This is a genomic window from Variovorax sp. Soil_C_39 (assembly GCF_057656815.1).
In genome coordinates, this window is the sequence record NZ_JBDGJQ010000020.1 from 15,982 (window position 1) to 33,100 (window position 17,119).

The window sequence follows — 17,119 nt, forward strand, 5'->3', positions numbered from 1 at the left end:
CCCGGTGCTCAGTCGAAAGGCAGGTAGTCGGGCACGACCAGCGAGGCGAGCAGCTTCCCGATCTCGGCGGGGTTCTCGGTCACGTGGATGCCGCACGCCTTCATCACCGCGAGCTTGCGCTGCGCGCTGCCCTGCCCGTTGGGCTCGCTGGCCCCGGCGATGAAGCCGACCACCGGCTTTCGCATGTGTTCGGCGATCCACTCGGCGCAGGCTTCCTCGTCGCTGCCGCCGATCTCGCCGACCATGATCACCGCGTCGGTGAGCGGGTCGTCGTTGAAGCGCTTCAGCACGTCGATGTAGCGCAGCCCGCAGACGGCATCGCTGCCAATGCCGACCACGGTCGATTGCCCGATGCCGAAGCGCCCGAGCTGGCTCGCGGCCTCGTAGCCGAGCGTGCCCGAGCGCGACACCACGCCGATGCGGCCCCGCTGGTGAATGTGGCCCGGCATGATGCCGATCTTGATTTCGTCGGGCGTGATCAGGCCCGGGCAGTTGGGGCCGAGCAGCAGCGTGCGGCTGCCTTCCATGCGGTGGCGCGTGCGGACCATGTCGCGCACCGGAATGCCTTCGGTGATGCACACCACGAGCTCGAGCCCCGCGTCCACGGCCTCGTCGATGGCCGCGGCCGCGAACGGCGGCGGCACGTAGATCACCGACACGGTGGCACCGGTCTCGGCCTTGGCTTCGGCCACGGTGCCGTACACGGGGATGCCGTCGAAGGACTTGCCGGCCTTGTGCGGGTTGACGCCCGCGACGAAGCACTTGCGTCCGTTGGCATAGTCGCGGCACATCGCGGTGTGGAACTGGCCGGCCTTGCCGGTGATGCCCTGCGTGATGACGCGCGTGTGCTTGTTGACGAGGATCGACATCTCAGTGGGCCCTCCGCGGCGTGGACAGTGCGGCCGCAACCGCGAAGCCGGCCGCTTCGTCGATGTCGTCCGCGTGGATGATCGAAAGGCCCGACTGCGCGAGCAGGGTCCGGCCCAGCGTTTCGTTGGTGCCCTTCAGGCGCACCACCAGCGGCACCGTGAGCTCGACCTCGCGCAGCGCCGCCAAGAGGCCGCGCGCGACCACGTCGCACTTCAACAGGCCGCCGAAGATGTTGACCAGCACGGCACGCAGCCGCGGCGTGCGCAGCATCAGCCGAAGGGCCTCGGCCACCTTCTCGGCGCTGGCGCCGCCGCCCACGTCGAGCACGTCGGCCGGCGCACCGCCGTGGAGGCGGATCGCGTCCATCGTCGCCATCGCGAGGCCTGCGCCATTCACCAGGCCGCCAATCTCGCCGTCGCGCGCCAGGCACGAGAAGCCGTGCCCCGAGGCCTGCGACTGGGCGGAGTCTTCCTCGTCGAGGTCGCGCATCGCCGCGATGGCCGGCTGGCGGAAGAGCGCATGCGGATCGAAGGCAAAGCGCGCACCGAGCGCGATGACGCGGCCGTCGGGCGTGAGCACCAGCGGATCGATCTCGGCCAGCGAGGCGTCGCAGGCATCGAAGGCCTGGTAAAGGTTCTGCACCAGCGTGCGCACCTGCGGCAGCAGCTTGCCCGAGAAGCCGATGTCGCGCGCAAGGCCGTCGGCCTCGGCGGCCCGCACGCCGGCGGCGGGATCGATCAGCAGCCTGCGGACCTTCTGCGGCGCACGCGCTGCCGGGTCGCCGGGCGCAGCACCGCCCTCACCTTCGCCCGCGGTGAGCACCACGCGGCGCGCCTCGCGGTCGAGCGCCAGGCGGAGATGGAAGGTCTGCGTGACCTCGAGGCTCTCCTCGACCAGCAACCGGCGCACGACGCGGCTGGCGCAACCCGGACGGGGCGCTTCGAGCGCCGTGCCCAGCAGCCCCGCCGCATGGCGCCGCACCTCGTCGGGCGACCACGCGCGCCGCGCGACGGCATCGTTGTTGCCGCGCGCGCCCCCATGCACCTGCGGCTTGACCAGCCAGGCCCGGCCGCCGACCCGCGCGGCGGCGTCCACCGCCTCGTCGGGCGAAAAGCATGCATGGCCACGCGGCACGGGCACGCCGTATTTGCGCAATACGTCCTTGCCTTGGTATTCGTGGATATGCATGGTCGAGGCTTTATTCAGGCGCCGAGTTCGGTGCCGCGGCTTTCGGCCCAGTTGAAATAGCGGCCGCGGATGGCGCCGACTTCCAATTCGCGTTTCTGGTGCTCTTCCTTCTTCTGCTCGATCACTTCCGCCAGAAATTTGGCATCGTAGGCACGCAGAAGATGCGGCTGGTGCGTATTCAGGTAGTAGCAGATGCGCTCGATGCCGTCCTGGGCCTGGCGCAGCAGCTGGCAATAGATTTCGCGGTCCCAATGCCAGCGGAATCCCAATTCATAGAACGCCGCGTTGTAGGCATTGCGTTCGGTTTCGCTGTTCCAGTATTGCTGAGGCAAATTGTCGATCATGGAATTTCTCCTAGAAATTGAATGCCGGGCGACAAGTGGATGACGGATCGGCATGATCAAAATGTAGGTTTTATGATCGATAAATAATAGTTAAACTATTTTATTGAATGTATTTGCAAAGAGTTATACATGAATAGCCGCAATTCCCCTGGGCGTCCAAAGACACGGCGCAATCGGCGGCTATGCGGGGCGAGCCGCCCGGCGCTTCTTCAAATGACGCCTTCGGCCCGCAGCGCGGCGATGTCGCCCGCGGCATAGCCCAGCTGACTCAGCACTTCGTCGGTGTGCTCGCCGAGCAGCGGCGAGCGCGTGACCTCGGTCGCGCTGTCGGACATCTTGATCGGGTTGCCTACCGTCAGGTACTTGCCCCGCGCGGGGTGGTCGACCTCGACGATGGTGCCGGTCTCGCGCAGCGACGGATCGGCGGCGATCTCCTTCATCGAGAGGATCGGACCGCACGGAATGTCGTACTGGTTGAGGATGTCCATGGCCTCGAACTTGTCCTTGGTCATGGTCCACTGCTCGATGCGCGCGAAGATCGGCTTCAGGTGCAGCAGGCGCGCGGCGGGCGTGGCATAGGCCTCGTCGTCGATCCAGCCTTCCTCGCCGATCACCTTGCACACCGCGGGCCACACGGCCGCCTGCGTGATGAAGTAGATGTAGGCGTTGGGGTCGGTCTCCCAGCCCTTGCACTTGAGGATCGAGCCCGGCTGGCCGCCGCCCGAGGCGTTGCCCGCGCGCGGCACCGCGTCGCCGAACTTGCCGTCGGGGTACTGCGGGTATTCGTGCATCGTGCCGGTGCGCTCCAGGCGCTGCTGGTCGCGCATCTTCACGCGGCAGAGGTTCAGCACCGCGTCCTGCATGGGCGCGAGCACCTTCTGGCCGCGGCCGCTGTGGGTGCGCTGGTAGAGCGCGGCCACGATGCCCAGCGCCAGGTGCAGCCCGGTGCCGCTGTCGCCGATCTGCGCGCCGCTGACGACTGGCGGGCCGTCCTCGAAACCCGTGGTCGACGCCGCACCGCCGGCGCATTGCGCCACGTTCTCGTAGACCTTGCAGTGCTCGTACTTGCCCGGGCCGAAGCCCTTGACGGAGGCCACGATCATGCGGGGGTTGATCTCCTGGATGTGTTCCCACGTGATGCCCATGCGCTCGAGCGCGCCCGGGGCGAAGTTCTCGACCATCACGTCGCAGGTGCGGATCAGCGCGTCGAGCACCTTCTTGCCCTTGGGCTTCTTGGTGTCGAGCGTGATCGAGCGTTTGTTGTGGTTCAGCATCGTGAAGTAGAGGCTGTCCACACCGGGAATGTCGCGCAGCTGCGCGCGGGTGGCGTCGCCTTCGCCGGCGCGCTCCACCTTGATGACATCGGCGCCGAACCACGCCAGCAGCTGCGTGCAGGTGGGTCCCGACTGCACATGCGTGAAGTCGAGGATGCGAACGCCTTCGAGTGCCTTGCTGCCCATTTCAGTTGTCTCCGGTCTTGATCTTGGCTTCGAGTTCTACCAGACGCGCACGCAGCTTGCGGTCTTCGGCAAAACGCGCACTTTCGTCGCGCACGATGGCGACGATGCCCGAGACCTTGCCGTCGTCTCCGAGCAGCAGGGAGACGGTGAAGGCGATCGACAGGGTGTGGCCGTCCTTGTGCAGGGCCGGCACCTTCAGCAGGTCCGCGCCGTAGCGCGTCACCGCGGTTTCCATGGTCTTGTTGTAGCCGTCCCAGTGGCGCTGCCGCTGGCGCTCGGGGATGATCAGGTCGAGCGACTTGCCGAGCGCCTCGGCCTCCGAGAAGCCGAAGATGCGCTCGCAAGCCTTGTTCCACAGCACGATGGCGCCCTCGGCGTCGCAGACGGTGATGGCATCGCCGGCACCTTCCACCAGTTGCTTCAGGTCAATGTTCGAAGAAGCCAAAACTCGGGTCCCCGCATACCAATAGGAAATTCGTTCGATCCAGACACCAGGGCCCGCTTTCGCGGGCCCGGTGCAGGTCAGACTACATTGCCTTCATGCAAGGCCGCGATCTGTTGCTGGGTGTAGCCCAGCTCCACCAGCACCTCGTCGGTGTGCTCGCCCAGGAGCGGCGAGGCCGTGACTTCGGGCTTCAGGTCCGAGAACTTGATCGGGCTGCCGATGGTCCAGTAGCTGCCGCGCTCCTTGTGCGGCACTTCGACGATGGAACCGCTCTTGCGCAGCGACTCGTCGTGCAGCAGTTCCTTCATCGAGAGCACCGGCGCGCACGGGATGTCGTGCTTGCGGAAGATGTCGACGGCCTCGAACTTGGTCTTGTCCTTGATGAAGTCCTCGATGGTCGCGAAGATCTGCTCGATGTGCGGCTGGCGGGCCTTGGCGGTCATGTAGTCCGGGTCGGTCTTCCACTCGGGCTTGCCGAGCGCGTCGCAGATCGGGTCCCAGGCATGGCCCTGCACGGTGAAGTAGATGTACGCGTTGGGGTCGGTTTCCCAGCCCTTGCACTTCAGGATCCAGCCCGGCTGACCGCCGCCGCCGGCATTGCCGCCGCGCGGCACCACCTTGTCCTTGAAGGCGTCCATCTCGTGCGGGTACTGCGGGTACTCCTCGAGGTAGCCGACCTTGTCGAGGCGCTGCTGGTCGCGCATCTTCACGCGGCACAGGTTGAGCACCGCGTCCTGCATCGAGCAGGCCACCTTCTGGCCCTTGCCGGTCTGCTGGCGGCCGATGATGGCCGTCAGGATGCCGATCGCCAGGTGCATGCCGGTGTTCGAATCGCCGAGCGCGGCGGCCGAGATCGTGGGCGCCGAGTTCTCGCCCTTCCACCAGCCGGTGGTCGAGGCGGCGCCCCCGGCGCACTGCGCGACGTTCTCGTAGACCTTCAGGTCCTCGTAGTGGTGGCCTTCGCTGAACCCCTTGACCGAGGCATGGATCAGCTTCGGGTTGAGTTCCTGGATGCGTTCCCACGAGAAGCCCATGCGATCGAGCGCGCCGGGGCCGAAGTTTTCCACCAGCACGTCGGACTCGCGCACCAGCTGCTCGAGCACGGCCTTGCCTTCAGGCTTCTTGGTGTCGAGCGTGATCGAGCGCTTGTTGCTGTTGAGCATGGTGAAGTACAGCGCGTCGACGTCCGGAATGTCGCGCAGCTGGCCGCGGGTGACGTCGCCGGCGCCCGGGCGCTCGACCTTGATCACGTCGGCGCCGAACCAGGCCAACAGCTGCGTGCATGCGGGGCCGGCCTGCACGTGCGTGAAGTCGATGATCTTGATGCCGGCGAGGGGTTTGTTGTTGCTGCTCATCTTGCGTATCTCCTTGGATGAATGAACGAATTACTTCTTCTTGGCCGTGGCCGGGTTGAGACTGGTGATGCGGCCGCTTTCGGTGCCCGCGGTCTCGTCGATGACGGCGTTGATCAGCGTTGGGCGACGCGAGGCGACGGCTTCGGCCAGCGCCTTCTGCAGTTCGTCGGCCGTGGTGGCGTTGACACCCACGCCGCCGAAGGCCTCCATCAGCTTGTCGTAGCGGGCGTTCTTCACGAACACGGTGGGCGCGACGTCGGGCGTGCCGCTGGCGTTCACGTCGGTGCCGCGGTAGACGCCGTTGTTGTTGAAGACGATGATGCAGATCGGCAGGTTGTAGCGGCAGATGGTCTCCACCTCCATGCCGCTGAAGCCGAAGGCGCTGTCGCCCTCGATGGCGATCACCGGCTTGTCGGTGACCACCGCGGCGGCCACGGCAAAGCCCATGCCGATGCCCATGATCCCCCAGGTGCCCACGTCGAGGCGCTTGCGCGGCTCGTACATGTCGACGATGCTGCGCGCGAAGTCGAGCGTGTTGGCGCCTTCGTTCACCACGATCGCATCGGGGCGCGCCTTGACCTGGTCGCGGATCACGCTGAGCGCACTGTGGAAGTTCATCGGCGACGGGCGCTCGGCGAGCGTGGCGGCCATCTTCGACAGGTTCTTGTCCTTGCGCTCGGCGATCGCGCCGGTCCAGTCGGCCGGCGGCTTGGCCCATTTGCCGTCGATGCCCGCGAGCAGCGCCGCCACGCACGAGCCGATGTCGCCGATCACCGGGGCCGCGATGGCCACGTTGCTGTCGATCTCGGTCGGTGCGATGTCGATCTGGATGAACTTCTTGGCGCCCTTGTCCTGCGCCCAGGTCTTGCCCTTGCCGTGCGAGAGCAGCCAGTTCAGGCGCGCGCCGACCAGCAGCACCACGTCGGCTTCCTGCAGCACGTACGAGCGGGCCGCGGCGGCCGACTGCGCATGCGTGTCGGGCAGGAGGCCCTTGGCCATCGACATCGGCAGGTACGGAATGCCGGTCTTCTCGACCAGTGCGCGGATGTCGGCATCGGCCTGCGCGTAGGCCGCGCCCTTGCCGAGCAGGATCAGCGGCTTCTTGGCGCTCTTGAGCAGGTCGAGCGCGCGCTGCACCGCGTCGGGCGCCGGGATCTGCCGCGGCGCGGGATCGACCACCTTGATCAGCGAGTTGCGGCCCTTGACCGCGTCCATGGTCTGCGCGAACAGCTTGGCCGGCAGGTCGAGGTACACGCCACCCGGGCGGCCCGACAGTGCCGAGCGGATGGCGCGCGCAATGCCCACGCCGATGTCCTCGGCATGCAGCACGCGGAACGCGGCCTTGCACAGCGGCTTGGCGATCGCGAGCTGGTCCATCTCTTCATAGTCGCCCTGCTGCAGGTCGACGATCTCGCGCTCACTCGAGCCGCTGATGAGAATCATCGGGAAGCAGTTGGTGGTGGCATTGGCCAGCGCCGTCAGGCCGTTCAGGAACCCGGGCGCCGACACCGTCAGGCAGATGCCGGGCTTCTGCGTGAGAAATCCGGCCGCCGCGGCCGCGTTGCCCGCGTGCTGCTCGTGGCGGAACGAGATGACGCGCATGCCTTCGGCCTGTGCCATGCGCGTGAGGTCGGTGATGGGAATGCCAGGCAGCCCGAAGATCGTGTCGATGTCGTTCAGCTTCAGCGCATCGATGACCAGGTGGAAGCCGTCTGTGGTCTCCGCCTCCTGTTGTTCGTCGCCGGGCTGCTTGAGCGCGTGCACGACCGAATCGCCATCGGTGGCCCGGGGCTTGGGCTTGAGGGCGTCGTCCAGGGTCGTGGATGCCTCTTTGTCCGTTCTTACTGAAGACATGTCTCTCCTTCTTGCTTTGGTGAATGGCCGAGGCCCGAGCCGGGACTATGATTCGGGGGCATGCTTTCGAACGTTGACCGCGGTCAACTTTCGCGAAAACGGCCAGCGGCCAGACGAACCAGATGTGAAGTTGCGAATTCGAGCAAGACGGGACCCATGACGTTGTTGGAAAACCACCCGGAGAAAAACATCATTCGCGCACAGCTCCGGCAGAACATCCTTCTCAAGGACCTGAGCGAGAGCGATCGCGCCGAGCTGGAAACCCATCTCGTCATCGTGGACGGCAACAAGGGCGATTTTTTGCTGCACCAGGGCGTGCGCGAGATGGAGCAGTACTTCATCCTCGACGGCATCCTCAAGCGGGTGGTGAGCAACCCCGAGGGCAAGGAAATGATCCTGCGCTTCGCCGACGCCCACGACATGGAGACCAGCTACGCCGCGCTGCGCCTGGGCACGCCCACGCCCTACGGCATCGTCTGCGTCACCAAGGCCCGCGTGGCGAGCCTGCCGCTGAAGGAATGGATCGCCTTCCTGGACCGGCACGCCGAGACCAAGGAACTGTTCGAATACTGCGTGATGCGCGGCATGAGCGAAATCATGGCCCACACCATCACGCTGCACCTGCTCGATGCGCCGGGCCGCGTGCACCGCTTCATGCGAAAACACCCCGAGCTCGAGGACCGCATTCCGAGCAAGGAACTGGCCTCGTACCTCAACCTCTCCGCGGAAACCCTGAGCCGACTCCGCAAGCGCGGAAAAATCTAGCTCGCTCGCGCCGGCCGCGCGCTCAGGTCTGCTTCGACGACGCGAAACGCCGCGGCACGGTCATCAGCCGCAGCGTGTTGTCGACGCCACCCACGCCGTCGACCTTGGCGGCCACTTCCTGCGTGAGCGTGCGCTCTTCCTCATTGAGCACGATGCCGCGCAGCGTGACCTGGCCCTGGTCGGCCTCGACCGTCACGCGGATGTCGGCCGTGGCCTCGTTGTCCTTCAGCGCCGATTTCACGCGGGCCGCCAGCGCCATGTTGCCCAGCAGCGCGCGCGAAGCCGGGGTTTCGGCGAACTCGGGGCGCTGGACCAGCGCCGCGATCTGCGCCACGCAGCTGTCGACCGAGAGCCGGTCGGTGTTGAGCACCAGGTCGTAGAGCACCGGGTCGCCCCAGGTCACGCCGAACTGCGCATGCATGCGCGCCGCATGCGCGTCGTCGCTGCGCCGGATCTCGGCCTCGGCGAACTCGGCGTCGTCGGTTTCGAGGTGCGCCATCAGCCATTCGACGCGCTTCTTCATCGAGCGCGTGATGCGCACGCACACCACGTGCGGCACCGGCCGCAGCAGGCAGGTCGCGCCCCAGCCGCGCAGCACCACGTTGCCGCGGTCGGCCAGCGCGAAAAGCTCTTCGGCCGTGTAGAGCGCCAGGCTGCGCCGGTCGGCCGTGAAGCGTTCGACGAAACCGGCCTTGCCGCCGCGCAACCGGCCGATCAGGCTGGTCGGCACCTGCATGCGGTCGGCCACGCGCTCGATCGTCTCGTGGCGCATGATCTCGAGGCCAAGCTGCTCGGCCAGGCGCTGCGACACGTCCTTGGCGAGCGAGCCCATCTCCTGGGTGAGTGCGATGACTGGCATGGTGTGTGTGCTCCGTTCGATCGGTCAGTCCACCGGGCGCTCGACGGCGAACTCATCCGGCTTCTTCGGCTTGATATACGACATCACCTTGGAGATCAGCGGCCAGAACAGCAGCACCAGCGCCAGGGTGGTGATGCCGCCGACCAGCGGGTTCGAGAACATGATCATCACGTCGCCCTGCGAGACCAGCATGGCCTGCCGGAACGAGTCTTCGGCCTTGTCGCCGAGCACCAGCGCCAGCACCAGCGGCGCGAGCGGATAGTCGAGCTTCTTGAACAGGTAGCCCATCACGCCGAACCCGAGCATGAACCAGATGTCGAGCATCGCGTTGTGCACCGTGTAGGCGCCGATGGCGCAGATCACGATGATCACCGGCGCGATGATCGAGAACGGGATGCGCAGGATAGACGCGAACAGCGGCACCGTGCTCAGCACCACGATCAGGCCCACCACGTTGCCGAGGTACATGCTCGCGATCAGGCCCCAAACGAAGTCCTTCTGCTCGACGAACAGCAGCGGTCCGGGCTGCAGGCCCCAGATCAGCAGGCCACCCAGCAGCACCGCGGCCGTGGGCGAGCCCGGAATTCCGAGCGCCAGCATCGGCAGCAGCGCGCTGGTGCCGGCCGCGTGCGCCGCGGTCTCGGGCGCCACGATGCCTTCCATCTGGCCGGTGCCGAACTTGGAGCCGCGCTTGGACATCTTCTTGGCCAGGCCGTAGGCCATGAACGAGGCCGGCGTTGCGCCGCCCGGGGTGATGCCCATCCAGATGCCGACCAGCGAGCTGCGCAGCGAGGTCACCCAGTATTGCGGCAGCTGCTTCCAGGTCTGCAGCACGATCTTGGGATCGATCTTGGCGCTCTTGCCCGAGAACTTCAGGCCCTCTTCCATCGACAGCAGGATCTCGCCGATGCCGAACAGGCCGATCACCGCGATCAGGAAGTCGAAGCCACGCATCAGCTCGGCCTGGCCGAAGGTGAGCCGCAGCTGGCCCGTGACCGTGTCCATGCCCACGCTCCCCAATGCGAAGCCGAGCGCCATCGATGCCAGGATCTTGAAGGGCGAGCCCTTGCCCATGCCGACGAAGCTGCAGAAGGTGAGCAGGTACACCGCGAAGAATTCGGGCGAGCCGAACTTGAGCGCGAACCGGGCCACCAGCGGCGCAAGGAAGGTGATCATGATCACCGCCAGCAGCGCACCGATGAACGACGAAGTGAAGGCCGTGGTGAGCGCCGCGCCTGCATTGCCCTGCTGCGCCATCGGATAGCCATCGAAGGTGGTGGCCACCGACCATGGCTCGCCCGGGATGTTGAACAGGATCGAGGTGATGGCCCCGCCGAACAACGCGCCCCAGTAGATGCACGACAGCATGATGATCGCCGAGGTCGGCGACATCGTGAAGGTGAGCGGCAGCAGGATCGCCACGCCGTTGGCGCCGCCCAGTCCGGGCAGCACACCGATCAGGACGCCCAGGATGATGCCGAGGAACATCAGGCCGATGTTCGTCGGCGTGAGGATCACCGAGAAGCCCTGAAGGAGGGCACTGATTTCTTCCATTTCGCCTGTGCTCCGTGAGATTCAATAACCGAGAAAGGCGAGGGGATCCAGCGTGCCCTTGAACAGCGGCACCTTGAACCAGACCTCGAACATGAAGAAGAACAGCGTGTTGACTGCGAGCGCCGCGATGGCGCTCTTGATCCACGAGTACTTGCCCAGGAGCACCATGAACAGCGCGATGTACACCGCCGAGGCGACATACAGGCCGAACAACCAAATGGCGAACACGTAGACCATCGCCGGCAGGAGCACGGAAAGCACCCGCTTGAGCTGCACCGAATCGACGAACACTTCGGTGTTGCGCTCCTTGCCGAGCAGCGCCTGGTACAGGATGCCGGCCGCGGAAATGGTGACGATCACGCCGATGTAGAACGGGAAATATCCCGAACCGGGCCCATCGCTGGTCCAGCCCGAGCCGAGGCGCTGGCTTTCGTAGATCACCACCAGTCCCACCACCAGCAGGATCGCCGCCACCACCGCCTCGACCACGTTGGTCGCTACGCCCGTGCGCGGGCCTTCCGAAATCTCATCGTGCTCCATGGAATCCCCATCGTTCGTGTGTGTGTCTGCTGCAAAGCCGGAATGCAGCGGCCCGCCCGCCGTCCCGCAGGACGACGGCCGCCATCAGGAGCGTGCGCCGCGCACGCCCGGCCGCTTACTTACTTGCTGCTCGCGGCGAGGAAGCCCGCTTCGCTCATCAGCGTGCGGTGCGTGGCTTCGGCCTGCGTGAGCCACTTGGTGAACGCGTCACCCGTCATGAAGGTCGGGTTGAAGGCACCCTTCTCCATGTATTCCTTCCAGTCGGGCGTGGCCGTGATCTTGGTCAACAGGTCGACGTAGAAGGCCAGTTGCTCGGGCTTCACGCCGGCCGGCATGAAGATGCCGCGCAGCATCGTGTAGTTGGTCGGCACGCCGGCTTCCTTGCACGTGGGGATGTCGTTCCACGACTGCGTGTCGGTCACCTTGGTCTTGAAGGCCATGCGCTCGTCGTCGAACACGCACAGCGCGCGCAGCTTGCCCGCACGCCATTGGGCCACCGCCTCGATCGGGTTGTTGACCGTCGACTGCACATGGCCGCCCACCAGTTGCACCGCCACTTCGCCGCCGCCCTTGTACGGCACGTAGATGAACTTGGTGCCCGTGGCCTTCTCGAGCGCCACCGTGATGATCTGGTCTTCCTGCTTGGAGCCGGTGCCGGCCATCTTGAACTTGCTCGGGCCGGCCGCCTTGGCCGCCGCGATGAACTCGCCGGCCGTCTTGTAGGGCTGCTCGGCGTTGGTCCACAGCACGAACTGGTCGAGCGCCAGCATCGCGACGGGCGTCATGTCCTTCCAGTTGAACGGCACGCCCGTGGCCATCGGCGTGGTGAACAGGTTGGAGAGCGAGATGATGATCTTGTGCGGATCGCCCTTCGCATCCTTCACCGCGAGGAAGCCTTCGGCGCCCGCGCCGCCCGACTTGTTCACGACGATCAACGGCTCCTTCATCAGCTTGTGCTTGATGACGATGCCTTGCAGCAGCCGCGCCATCTGGTCGGCGCCGCCGCCGGTGCCTGCGGGGATCACGAACTCCACCGGTTTGGTGGGTTCCCATGCTGCGGCGGGGGTGGCCACCGCGAGCGCCATGACGGCTGCGGTGAGGACGTTGGTCCGGCAGGTGCGGACACGCGAAAGGAAGTTCTTCATCATTTGTCTCCTGTGTAAGGTGCGCTCTTTTTTTCTGAATCCGAGCTGAGATGCGAACAGGGCAGATGGTGCGCGCTGGAAGAACTCGGCGGCTTGACCATGGTCAACTTTTTGGAGAATTGTGTCTCGGGGTATGCCCGCGCCGCTTGACGCGTGCAGGGACTCTTATGCAACCGCGAGCCCCTGCGATGGGGCCGCTTTCAGTCCGCTCCAGGGCCATGTTTTCCTCGGTTTTCGGTCGGTTTCGGGTAAACCCTAAAATACGGGTATTCCCTTAACTTTCCGCAACCAGGAGATTCCCATGCCCACCCTTGACCGTTCGACCGGCGCAAGCGCCATCGGCAGTGGCTTGACCGGCGCGCTCAAGGCGCTGGCCATCGAGGCCGGCGTGCTCGTCGGCGCCCTGCTGAGCCCGCGCAAGATCATCGAGGAAGTCGAGCAAATGCGCGCCCTGCACAAGCGTGCGGACCGCATCGAGGCGTCCGACCCCGCGCGTGCTGCGGCGCTGCGCTGGCAGGCCTCGCGCATCGGGCTGCGCTGAGCGAGCTACGGGCGGTGCCGGTGGTAAAGTCCGGGCCGCTGCCGTCTTCGTAGTTCAATGGATAGAACGGGGTCCTCCTAAGACTCAGATACAGGTTCGATTCCTGTCGAAGGCACCAAGGACCCGGTTTACGGCGTCTCACCCCACATTAGAAACCCGCACGCCCCAAGGCGTAGCGGGTTTTTCTTTGCCTCGCGACGACACGCGGCGTAGCATCCCATCGCACAGAAATACCGTCACTTTTGCCGGTATCCCGGAAACCCTCGTGACGAGATACCGTTAAGGAGTGGAGATGGCACTGACGGACACGTTTGTTAGGCAGGTGAAGCCCACCGGGAAGGCCATCGGCGACAAATATGCCGACGGCGCCGGCATGTACCTGTTGGTGAAGACTGCCGGGAAATACTGGCGACTGGATTACACCTTCGCCGGCAAGCGGAAAACGCTTGCGCTGGGAACCTATCCAGAGGTTTCGCTGGCCAAAGCTCGGGATCGCCGCGCCGCCGCCCGCGAACTGCTGGCAGACGGGATTGACCCGAGCGCGGCCAAGCGCGAAGAAAAGAGAGCCCGCGCCGACGCAGCGGCGAATACGTTCGAAGCGGTTGCGCGCGAGTGGCTGGGAAAGACCGCGGCCAAACGAGCGAGTGGAACGCAGCTCAAGGTCAAGACATGGCTCGAGAAGGACGTGTTCCCCTTCATCGGCAAGATGCCCATGTCCACCATCGGTCCGCGCGACATTCTGGAGCGGGTTGTCCGCAAGCTGGAAGCACGCGGCGCTATCGATACCGCCCATCGCGTCAAGCAGCTTTGCGGGCAGGTGTTTCGCTTCGCAGTGGTGTCAGGATTGGCTGAGAGGGACGTAACCGCCGACCTGAGCGAAGCTCTGGCCTCGAAAGCAACCAAGCACTTCGCGGCCATCACCGAGCCCAAGCGCGTCGGAGACCTGATGCGCTCGATCCATGCCTATAGCGGCCACCCCACTACCGTTGCCGCGCTGAAGCTTTCCCCTCTGCTGTTTGTCCGCCCTGGCGAGTTGCGCACCGCGGAATGGGCTGAGATCGATCTGGACGCGGCCGAGTGGCGCATCGCCGGCCCGAAGATGAAAATGAAGGTCGATCACGTCGTGCCGCTCGCAACCCAAGCGGTGGAGATTCTGCGAAACCTCCACCCGATCACAGGGCATGGACGGTTTGTGTTTCCCAGCATACGGACGGGTGAACGCCCCATGAGCGAGAACACGATCAATGCCGCTCTGCGCGGGATGGGCTACAGTGCCGAGGTCCATACGGCTCACGGCTTCAGGGCAACCGCGCGGACGATCATGGATGAGGTGCTTGGCGAGCGCGTGGACTTCATCGAGCACCAGCTCTCCCACATGGTCAGGGATACCAACGGTCGTGCGTACAACCGCACCGCACATCTCCCCGCGCGCCGGGAAATGATGCAGCGCTGGGCGGACTACCTGGACAAGCTGCGCATCGGTGCCGACGTGATTCCCTTGACGCCGCGCCAGATGACATAGCGCCAAGGCCGCGCGCGCCTGCCAAGCCAGCTAGATGAGTGCCACGACATCGCGCAGGTGCGCCGCAGTCTGGGGCAACCCGCGCTTCTCGAGCAGGGCGACCAACGCGATCGCGTCGTACTGCGGCCGGGCCCAGCGCTCGCGCATTCGCTTCAAAGCCGCGAGCGCGGTGAGCTTCTCCAGCATCAACTGATTGAGGACGAATTCGTCGGGCGTCTGCACCTCGATGCCGAACGGGTCCAGCACTTCCCTGGGAAAGTCCTTCTCGTTCCATGTGACGATCGCATCCGCGTGTCCAGTGATCGCGGCCGCCAGCACGTGGCGGTCATCCGGGTCCGGCAGTTTCAGGCCCTCGATCAGGTGTTCGTAGCCTGAGACGAGGCAGTCCGGAATGGCGTCCTCCATGGCTTGCGCAGCAGCGGCAACTTGGACTCCCATGCCGGGCCGGTCCCGCAGCAGGCTGCGCGTCCACTCATCGCGGATGTGGACGGACCACTTCGCGCTATAGAGGTCCGCGTCGGCCAGGCTGAGCAGCACGTCGCGCAGCAACGCCGGGTACAAGACGTTGGCGTCGAGCACTGCCGTGTACTTGGCGCTTCCCGCCACTCACAGCTCCTCGCCCATCTCCTGGGAGAGGTCGTTCAATCGCTTGAGGGCGCCGGCCGACCGCTGCTTCTGCTCGTCCTTGTAGCGCATGAGCTCTTCGAACTCGATGCGGCGGTGCCGGTTGATCAGCCGGCACTTCAGCCGGCCAGCCTCGATCTCCTTGATCACGAAGGGGCGCGACACATTCAGAAGTGCCGCGGCTTGCTGCGTCGTGAGCTCCAGCTTCTGCGGGACGAGCATCATCGGCTCGCGCTTGGCCATCTGGCGCAGCACGTCGGCAAGGAAGTGCAAGGCACGCGGAGGCAGAAGCAGCACCGGGGCTTCGCCCTTGCCGTCCCCGTCCATTTCGATGGTCACCTTGACGGCTTTTGCATTGGAGTGGTCCAGAGCCGCGACCAGGCACGCCGTCGCCGCGCCGGCCATTTCCGCTTCCATTTCGCTGGCTGGGTCGAGTATCTGGGTCATGCTGGGTCCTTTCATAGCTGGCGCTACGCCGACGCCTCAAGCGAAATATACGCATTAAACGCAATATTCGCAACCGCCGGGCGCCGGAAAGAAGACGGCACGCTTGTCAGCGGGCGCCTTCATTCAGCGGCCGGATCCTTCGGCCACCAGTCTGGTGGCCATGCCCTCCAAGGGGCGCATTAAGGCACTAAGGCACTAAGGCACTAAGGCACTAAGGCATCACGTCAGCATTTCATCGACTGGAAACTTGGCGGCAAACCCAGCTAAGTCGAGCTGTAGAAGGGGGCAATAAGTTGTGGCAGCAATGGGCATCCCGACTCATCGAGGTGACCACACCCCATACCAGCCGTGACCGCTTTTCGCTCGCATGCTGTCATCTGATTGACGGTTCCGACTGCCCGCTTCGCAGCGAAAGCCGACTTCCGCGAGCCGGTCCGTCAACGACCGCATGCGGTGCAAACGCAGACATTCAGATTGGGACTTCGAACAAAATTTCGTCCCCGACCATGTGAAGCCTGCTCCCCACCGCTATCGCAGCCGCCTAATGCGCTCTTGGAGAGTCAGGGCGGTCGGGATGTTGATAGCTGCAAGTGCAGCAGCTATCTCGACAAGCGCTTGCCGCGACTGAGCGTGTTGCGACAGGGCCTGCGCGTCGGAACTCAATGCCGCCGCCACCAGCTCCACCAATGCGTCGCCAGTACCCTCGCGGTACCAGCGATTTGAAGGCTCGCGTTCCTTGAGCATGGCTGCGAGCCAGCGAAGCCCGTCAAGCCGAAGTGGGGCTCCGAACTTTGTCGCCAGGAAGTGGCAGAAACGTGTGACGCATTCTTCGTCGCGAGTCAGTCGCGCGGCGGCCCAGCGTGCGTAGAGATCCTTCATCCGCAGAGCCGCGCCCGAGGGCAGCAGGGACAGGGCATCCTCGTGCCCGAAGCCAAGCAGGTCGCAAATCAAGCGCTCGCCGTGGAACCAGAGGCCGGGTTGAGACCAATCGGCGGCGAGGCCAAACTCCGCGGTGGCCCACCAGACGCGCTCGAATGCCACCGGGTCGTCACCTTTCGCGAGGCGCAGGAACAACCCACGAATGAAGTGCCGCAGCGCGTAGTGTGCGGCCGGTCCGTGGGCGAGAACGGGTTCCCAAATCGCGCGATCTTTCCCTGCGGGCGCGGCAATCGACAAAGCTCCCAGCTTCAGAAGGACGTCATAGCCGAGGTCCTGGCTCGGCAAGTCGTACTCACCGCGCTCCTTCCTTTCGCCCGCCTTGGCGCGAGTGGCGTCGTATTCCCAGATGCGCAGCGCCAAACGAGTATCGAGGTCGCGGTCGCCACTGCCACCGCCTTCGATGAGCCAGGCGAACAGGACGCTGAGGAATTGTCCATCTAGCGAACCGCCTCGTTCGCGCTCCGGCTTTCCGCGCCAAGCCCGGTCGCCAGCATCGTAGAGCCGCGTCCGACGCTGGAAGTCCAAACGAACCCGACCCGCAACGACACGCTTGAAGTCAAGGTCTTCTGGCCTCGCGTTTGGTCCGCGGAGTGTTGAGTTCCATGCAATCCTGACCCGGCATTTCCATCCAATATTGACCCACCCTCTTTGCGAGCCTGGCGGCTCA

17 protein-coding genes and 1 tRNA gene are annotated in these 17,119 nt (G+C 65.0%); 4 read left to right on the top strand and 14 right to left on the bottom strand.

Features of this window, described 5'->3' with window-relative positions:
* Positions 1-8 precede the first annotated feature (8 nt).
* The 7 genes from sucD to oxc form a co-directional block, all read right to left on the bottom strand.
* The gene (gene sucD, locus AC3A6J_RS27180) at positions 9-869 is read right to left on the bottom strand and encodes a succinate--CoA ligase subunit alpha (protein WP_487863127.1); all 861 of its coding nucleotides are present in this window, start codon (positions 867-869) and stop codon (positions 9-11) included.
* A gap of 1 nt (position 870) precedes the next feature.
* On the bottom strand, positions 871-2,058 hold the full coding sequence (gene sucC / locus AC3A6J_RS27185) for an ADP-forming succinate--CoA ligase subunit beta (protein ID WP_487863128.1): 1,188 nt from the start codon (positions 2,056-2,058) through the stop codon (positions 871-873).
* A 14-nt stretch (positions 2,059-2,072) separates the two neighbouring features.
* On the bottom strand, positions 2,073-2,402 hold the full coding sequence (locus AC3A6J_RS27190) for an HAD family hydrolase (RefSeq protein WP_487863129.1): 330 nt from the start codon (positions 2,400-2,402) through the stop codon (positions 2,073-2,075).
* Between the two features lie 209 nt (positions 2,403-2,611).
* Positions 2,612-3,862 carry a formyl-CoA transferase gene (gene frc / locus AC3A6J_RS27195; protein WP_487863130.1) on the bottom strand — a complete coding sequence of 417 codons (1,251 nt, stop codon included), beginning with the start codon at positions 3,860-3,862 and terminating at the stop codon, positions 2,612-2,614.
* A 1-nt stretch (position 3,863) separates the two neighbouring features.
* Complete coding sequence (locus tag AC3A6J_RS27200; RefSeq protein WP_487863131.1) at positions 3,864-4,307, bottom strand: PAS domain-containing protein; 444 nt, start codon at positions 4,305-4,307, stop codon at positions 3,864-3,866.
* A 77-nt stretch (positions 4,308-4,384) separates the two neighbouring features.
* Positions 4,385-5,662 carry a formyl-CoA transferase gene (frc, locus tag AC3A6J_RS27205; RefSeq protein WP_487863132.1) on the bottom strand — a complete coding sequence of 426 codons (1,278 nt, stop codon included), beginning with the start codon at positions 5,660-5,662 and terminating at the stop codon, positions 4,385-4,387.
* Positions 5,663-5,692: 30 nt separating this feature from the next.
* Entirely contained in the window at positions 5,693-7,516 is a 1,824-nt protein-coding gene (oxc, locus tag AC3A6J_RS27210) for an oxalyl-CoA decarboxylase (protein WP_487863133.1), read from the bottom strand.
* Positions 7,517-7,672: 156 nt separating this feature from the next.
* Here oxc and AC3A6J_RS27215 point away from each other — a divergent pair, with 156 nt between their 5' ends.
* Entirely contained in the window at positions 7,673-8,281 is a 609-nt protein-coding gene (locus AC3A6J_RS27215; RefSeq protein WP_487863134.1) for a Crp/Fnr family transcriptional regulator, read from the top strand.
* A gap of 22 nt (positions 8,282-8,303) precedes the next feature.
* Here the strand turns inward: AC3A6J_RS27215 and AC3A6J_RS27220 are convergent, their stop codons facing one another.
* The 4 genes from AC3A6J_RS27220 to AC3A6J_RS27235 form a co-directional block, all read right to left on the bottom strand.
* The gene (locus AC3A6J_RS27220) at positions 8,304-9,140 is read right to left on the bottom strand and encodes a cytidylate kinase family protein (RefSeq protein WP_487863135.1); all 837 of its coding nucleotides are present in this window, start codon (positions 9,138-9,140) and stop codon (positions 8,304-8,306) included.
* A gap of 24 nt (positions 9,141-9,164) precedes the next feature.
* Entirely contained in the window at positions 9,165-10,694 is a 1,530-nt protein-coding gene (locus AC3A6J_RS27225) for a tripartite tricarboxylate transporter permease (RefSeq protein ID WP_487863136.1), read from the bottom strand.
* 21 nt (positions 10,695-10,715) lie between these two features.
* Entirely contained in the window at positions 10,716-11,234 is a 519-nt protein-coding gene (locus AC3A6J_RS27230) for a tripartite tricarboxylate transporter TctB family protein (RefSeq protein ID WP_487863137.1), read from the bottom strand.
* Positions 11,235-11,353: 119 nt separating this feature from the next.
* Positions 11,354-12,382, bottom strand: coding sequence for a Bug family tripartite tricarboxylate transporter substrate binding protein (locus tag AC3A6J_RS27235; RefSeq protein ID WP_487863138.1), 1,029 nt, complete (start codon positions 12,380-12,382; stop codon positions 11,354-11,356).
* Between the two features lie 298 nt (positions 12,383-12,680).
* Between AC3A6J_RS27235 and AC3A6J_RS27240 the strand changes: the two genes are divergently transcribed.
* From AC3A6J_RS27240 to AC3A6J_RS27250, 3 genes are all read left to right on the top strand, one after another.
* On the top strand, positions 12,681-12,920 hold the full coding sequence (locus AC3A6J_RS27240) for a hypothetical protein (protein WP_487863139.1): 240 nt from the start codon (positions 12,681-12,683) through the stop codon (positions 12,918-12,920).
* A gap of 43 nt (positions 12,921-12,963) precedes the next feature.
* Positions 12,964-13,038 (top strand) — tRNA-Arg (locus tag AC3A6J_RS27245).
* A 174-nt stretch (positions 13,039-13,212) separates the two neighbouring features.
* A complete protein-coding gene (locus tag AC3A6J_RS27250) occupies positions 13,213-14,442 on the top strand; it encodes a tyrosine-type recombinase/integrase (RefSeq protein WP_487863140.1) in 1,230 nt (409 codons plus the stop codon).
* Between the two features lie 30 nt (positions 14,443-14,472).
* On the opposite strand, the gene AC3A6J_RS27255 is transcribed toward AC3A6J_RS27250, so the two are convergent.
* The 3 genes from AC3A6J_RS27255 to AC3A6J_RS27265 all read right to left on the bottom strand — a co-directional run.
* Positions 14,473-15,021: a VapC50 family PIN domain-containing toxin gene (locus AC3A6J_RS27255; RefSeq protein ID WP_487863141.1), complete on the bottom strand. Its 549-nt coding sequence runs from the start codon at positions 15,019-15,021 to the stop codon at positions 14,473-14,475.
* Between the two features lie 27 nt (positions 15,022-15,048).
* Entirely contained in the window at positions 15,049-15,513 is a 465-nt protein-coding gene (locus AC3A6J_RS27260) for a helix-turn-helix domain-containing protein (RefSeq protein ID WP_487863142.1), read from the bottom strand.
* Between the two features lie 528 nt (positions 15,514-16,041).
* On the bottom strand, positions 16,042-17,119 hold a 1,078-nt coding region (locus tag AC3A6J_RS27265; RefSeq protein WP_487863143.1), incomplete at its 5' end, for a hypothetical protein.

Coding starts and splice junctions, on each gene's coding strand:
- sucD (WP_487863127.1), bottom strand. CDS start 869: ATGTCGATCCTCGTCAACAAGCACACGCGCGTCATCACGCAGGGCATC.
- sucC (WP_487863128.1), bottom strand. CDS start 2,058: ATGCATATCCACGAATACCAAGGCAAGGACGTATTGCGCAAATACGGC.
- AC3A6J_RS27190 (WP_487863129.1), bottom strand. CDS start 2,402: ATGATCGACAATTTGCCTCAGCAATACTGGAACAGCGAAACCGAACGC.
- frc (WP_487863130.1), bottom strand. CDS start 3,862: ATGGGCAGCAAGGCACTCGAAGGCGTTCGCATCCTCGACTTCACGCAT.
- frc (WP_487863132.1), bottom strand. CDS start 5,662: ATGAGCAGCAACAACAAACCCCTCGCCGGCATCAAGATCATCGACTTC.
- oxc (WP_487863133.1), bottom strand. CDS start 7,516: ATGTCTTCAGTAAGAACGGACAAAGAGGCATCCACGACCCTGGACGAC.
- AC3A6J_RS27215 (WP_487863134.1), top strand. CDS start 7,673: ATGACGTTGTTGGAAAACCACCCGGAGAAAAACATCATTCGCGCACAG.
- AC3A6J_RS27220 (WP_487863135.1), bottom strand. CDS start 9,140: ATGCCAGTCATCGCACTCACCCAGGAGATGGGCTCGCTCGCCAAGGAC.
- AC3A6J_RS27225 (WP_487863136.1), bottom strand. CDS start 10,694: ATGGAAGAAATCAGTGCCCTCCTTCAGGGCTTCTCGGTGATCCTCACG.
- AC3A6J_RS27230 (WP_487863137.1), bottom strand. CDS start 11,234: ATGGAGCACGATGAGATTTCGGAAGGCCCGCGCACGGGCGTAGCGACC.
- AC3A6J_RS27235 (WP_487863138.1), bottom strand. CDS start 12,382: ATGATGAAGAACTTCCTTTCGCGTGTCCGCACCTGCCGGACCAACGTC.
- AC3A6J_RS27240 (WP_487863139.1), top strand. CDS start 12,681: ATGCCCACCCTTGACCGTTCGACCGGCGCAAGCGCCATCGGCAGTGGC.
- AC3A6J_RS27250 (WP_487863140.1), top strand. CDS start 13,213: ATGGCACTGACGGACACGTTTGTTAGGCAGGTGAAGCCCACCGGGAAG.
- AC3A6J_RS27260 (WP_487863142.1), bottom strand. CDS start 15,513: ATGACCCAGATACTCGACCCAGCCAGCGAAATGGAAGCGGAAATGGCC.